A 3386-nucleotide genomic window follows, 5' to 3' on the forward strand; every position below is an offset into this window, starting at 1 on the left:
AAAGTGGTGCAACTAACACTAGTAAAAAGAGGATCAATATCAGATCCACAACTCGCTTCAGTTTCATACTGAAGTAACCAGGCATTAGGTTAAAACCATCGCTAAAAGCCAACCATTTATCTTGTAGCAGCGATGAAGGTAGTTTATACCAAAATGTTTGGTATACATCGGGCAATGTGTAAACCGGAATGCCTCGCAACCGCATCTGCATTAACTGTTGTGTTTCAGATGTGGAAAAATTTATCTGCGTTGTAACTATGACCCCAGACCACGATTCTTGACTCCATTGCGATAAATCGCTCAAATTTCCCTGATAACTCAGATTGCTTTTTGGCAAGTCTATAGTTTTTTGATTTTCCTCTGCTAGAACAGTCAATTTCCCTAAAGGATTAAGTACCAGCAGTTTTTGTGCAAATTTAATCGCATTATCCCCTGCACCTAATATTAGCCAACGACTTTTCAGAGCGTGCGATCGCACCCATTTCAGTGCCACTACGCGCAATATCACTGCCCAAATAGTAAAGATTCCCACGCTAGGTAAGAAGACACTCCGCCACGATAATGGGTTATATTTGGCAACGCCTGACAAGTAAATTAGAGCAGAAATAAAGAAAGCGATCGCAATGTTACAAACAATAATTCGAGCAGGCGCTCTTAAACCTGCAATTTGCCGATCTGGATGGTAAGCATCTGCTAAATAAAATGCTGCAAGTATCATGCAAACAAATGCATAAGGTAACGGATTTAGCCAATGTAACGGTTGATCTAAACGCAACCATTGTGCGATCGCTAAACAAATAAGCAACCCAAAAATATCCCCTAATAAGAGCAATATCGGTAGCCTGCGTACTACATTTGGCAACCTAGTACTGGCACAGGAACTTACATAACTTGTAAGAGTCATTGATTTTTCTAATTCTTCAGTATGTTTGGTATTAATTTTTTTGTTAAAACCAGCAAAATCTTCAAAGACGGTAATTTTAAAGACTAGTTGTATTGTGTCAAAGCATACATAAATAATTCTTTCATAATGCTCTGCTTTCAAAAAAATTGAGTATTCGTTATTACCAACTGACAGGAAAAATATCAGTATATTTTTGTGCTATGTTTATAGTACATATTATTTATCTTGGCTGTAGAAGCTAGGCTACAGATTTAAATTTGTTCCTTTTATATTTGCATTATGTCATGAATGTAGTCAATATGAAGTAGGAATTTAAATTAATTATCAGCATAGATTTACTTTCAAACTATGTAAGCTGATCGGCATTTAAGTTGCATGAAGGTAGGGCTGAAGCCCTTACTACAAGCGAATCATCCTGGAAAAATCAATGACGATTAGCTTATCTACATAGCGATACAATATGCTAGAACATTGATTTAATGTGGTCACTTGCTTGCTATATCCTGAGGTTATAATTAATTAGAGTTGGTGACGATAGTGTAATAAAAACAGTCTCTAACTTAAGTAAGTCAGCGTGAATATTCGTAGTTGGAATAAGGCAAAATGTAAGAGCCAGGAAGCAGGAAATACTATAACTTTAAGCTAAATTAGTTTTTTTAGATAGTTTGGTTTTATTGTGCCAACTTACTTGTTATAAGTTACCTTTTTCTAAATTCTAGTTACTTTAATAACACCAGTACGTATTTACATATCTTGGGTATTAATGCTTAAATAAAACAATAGGGAGTATTAAAGTTTTTATTCTCCCAAAAAAGGTAAATAAAAAATGAGAACGTAGAGGAATAAGCCACGGGATCGTGTTAATAGGAGGCGTCATGACTGAAGAAGAAAACCAACTTTTAATTGAACACGCTCGTGCGATACCTGCGGCGGGCTACGCCTACGCTAAAAGACTCTACAAAGACGCTCCAATGGAGGAACTGATAAGCTTAGGGAAAATTGAACAATGCTCCCAAACAATACCCTTAAATCTGAGACTACAATAAAACTAAAAATTATTTATCTTGAATACTTACAATTTTATATACAAGCACATGAAACTGGATAAAAGTTCAAGTTTTCTTGGATTAAAATACTTATCAAAGTAATATTAAGATTCAGATAGAAATATTAAAAATACCTTGACATTTAGATAATGTTTCTGAGATGAGTCTGACAAAGATGTAAAAAAATTAAATAGAAAAAACACATAATATGGTAAATTTTTATATGTTATTAAAAAATATTTAAGTATATAAGTTTGTCAGAATAACTATCTTGGGCTACCAAATTTGATTGTGAAGCACAATTAGTAAGTATTTTAAGTATTTGCAATATATTCCATGCCCTCTAACCAAGAAGACCAAAACTCCTTAGATTTGCAACAATACTCGCTGATTCTGAAAAGGCATTGGCTAGTCATAGCTGTAGTAACTGCCTCTATTTCTGGACTGTCAGCTTTAATTGCCATCAGACAAAAACCAATTTATGAAGCAGAAGGCAAGTTGCTTTTCAGTAAAACTGACCGTGTTTCTTCGCTGACAATTCCCTCGGCACAAGTTGGAGAGTTGAGCGGTGTAACTCAACTAAGCAGCCCTTTGGATACAGAAGCAGAGATAATTCGCTCCAATCCAATAGTTAAGAAAACCATTACTAGCCTAAGCCTGACAGATAAGAAAGGAACACCTCTAAAAATAGATGAGTTTCTCAAAAAACTTAAGGTTAAAAGTATCCGAGGTACAGATATTTTGGCGATTTCTTACAGCAGTAGCGATCCAAAAGAAGCCGCAGTTGTTGTGAATTCGGTGATGAAATATTACCTGGCAAACAATATTAGTGTTAATCAAGCTCAGGGAAGGGCTGCAAAGAGATTTTTGAGTAACCAATTGCCTGAGGTAGAGGTAAGGGTGGTTAGAGCAGAGGCAGCTTTGCGTAAGTTTAAAGAAGAAAACAAGGTAGTTGCCTTAGAACAAGAAGCTACCACAGGTGTGGAAAGGCTCAATGATTTATCTAACCAAATAACTCAAGCTCAGTCAAACTTGGTAGATGCCAAGACTCGCTCACAACTTCTGCAACGTCAATTGAAATTAAATTCGCCCCAAGCCGTGGATATGGGCAATTTAAGTCAATCAAAAGTTGTGCAGGAAGTGCTAACAGAATATCAGAAAGTGGAAAGCGAGTTAGGGGTGGCACAGACTCGCTATACAAACCAACATCCAACGATCATTAATTTGACCGCAAAAGCAGCAGCTCTCAAAAAACAGTTAGCAATGCGAGTTTCGGAAAACGCAGGCAGCGAAAAATCTGTACCAACGCAAAATTTACAGATGGGGGAACTCAAGCAGACTCTAACTGCTCAGTTGGTACAGTCGGATGTGGAACGTTCAGCATTAGCCAATCGAATTAAGGTTTTGCAGGATGCATACACAATGTCCCAAAAAAG

At 36.6% G+C, this 3386-nt stretch carries 3 protein-coding genes; 2 read left to right on the forward strand and 1 reads right to left on the reverse strand.

Annotation, left to right across the window (positions count from 1 at the left end; translation table 11 throughout):
* On the reverse strand, positions 1–1045 hold a 1045-nt coding region (locus tag VE944_RS00055; protein ID WP_414690077.1), incomplete at its 3' end, for a nucleoside-diphosphate sugar epimerase/dehydratase.
* A 734-nt stretch (positions 1046–1779) separates the two neighbouring features.
* Between VE944_RS00055 and VE944_RS00060 the strand changes: the two genes are divergently transcribed.
* Together VE944_RS00060 and VE944_RS00065 are read left to right on the forward strand one after the other, a co-directional pair.
* The gene (locus tag VE944_RS00060; RefSeq protein WP_324970681.1) at positions 1780–1950 is read left to right on the forward strand and encodes a hypothetical protein; all 171 of its coding nucleotides are present in this window, start codon (positions 1780–1782) and stop codon (positions 1948–1950) included.
* 336 nt (positions 1951–2286) lie between these two features.
* A partial coding sequence (locus VE944_RS00065) for a GumC family protein (RefSeq protein WP_324970682.1) occupies positions 2287–3386 on the forward strand: 1100 nt, incomplete at its 3' end.

It is taken from the genome of Nostoc sp. (assembly GCF_035638895.1).
GTDB lineage: Bacteria > Cyanobacteriota > Cyanobacteriia > Cyanobacteriales > Nostocaceae > Nostoc.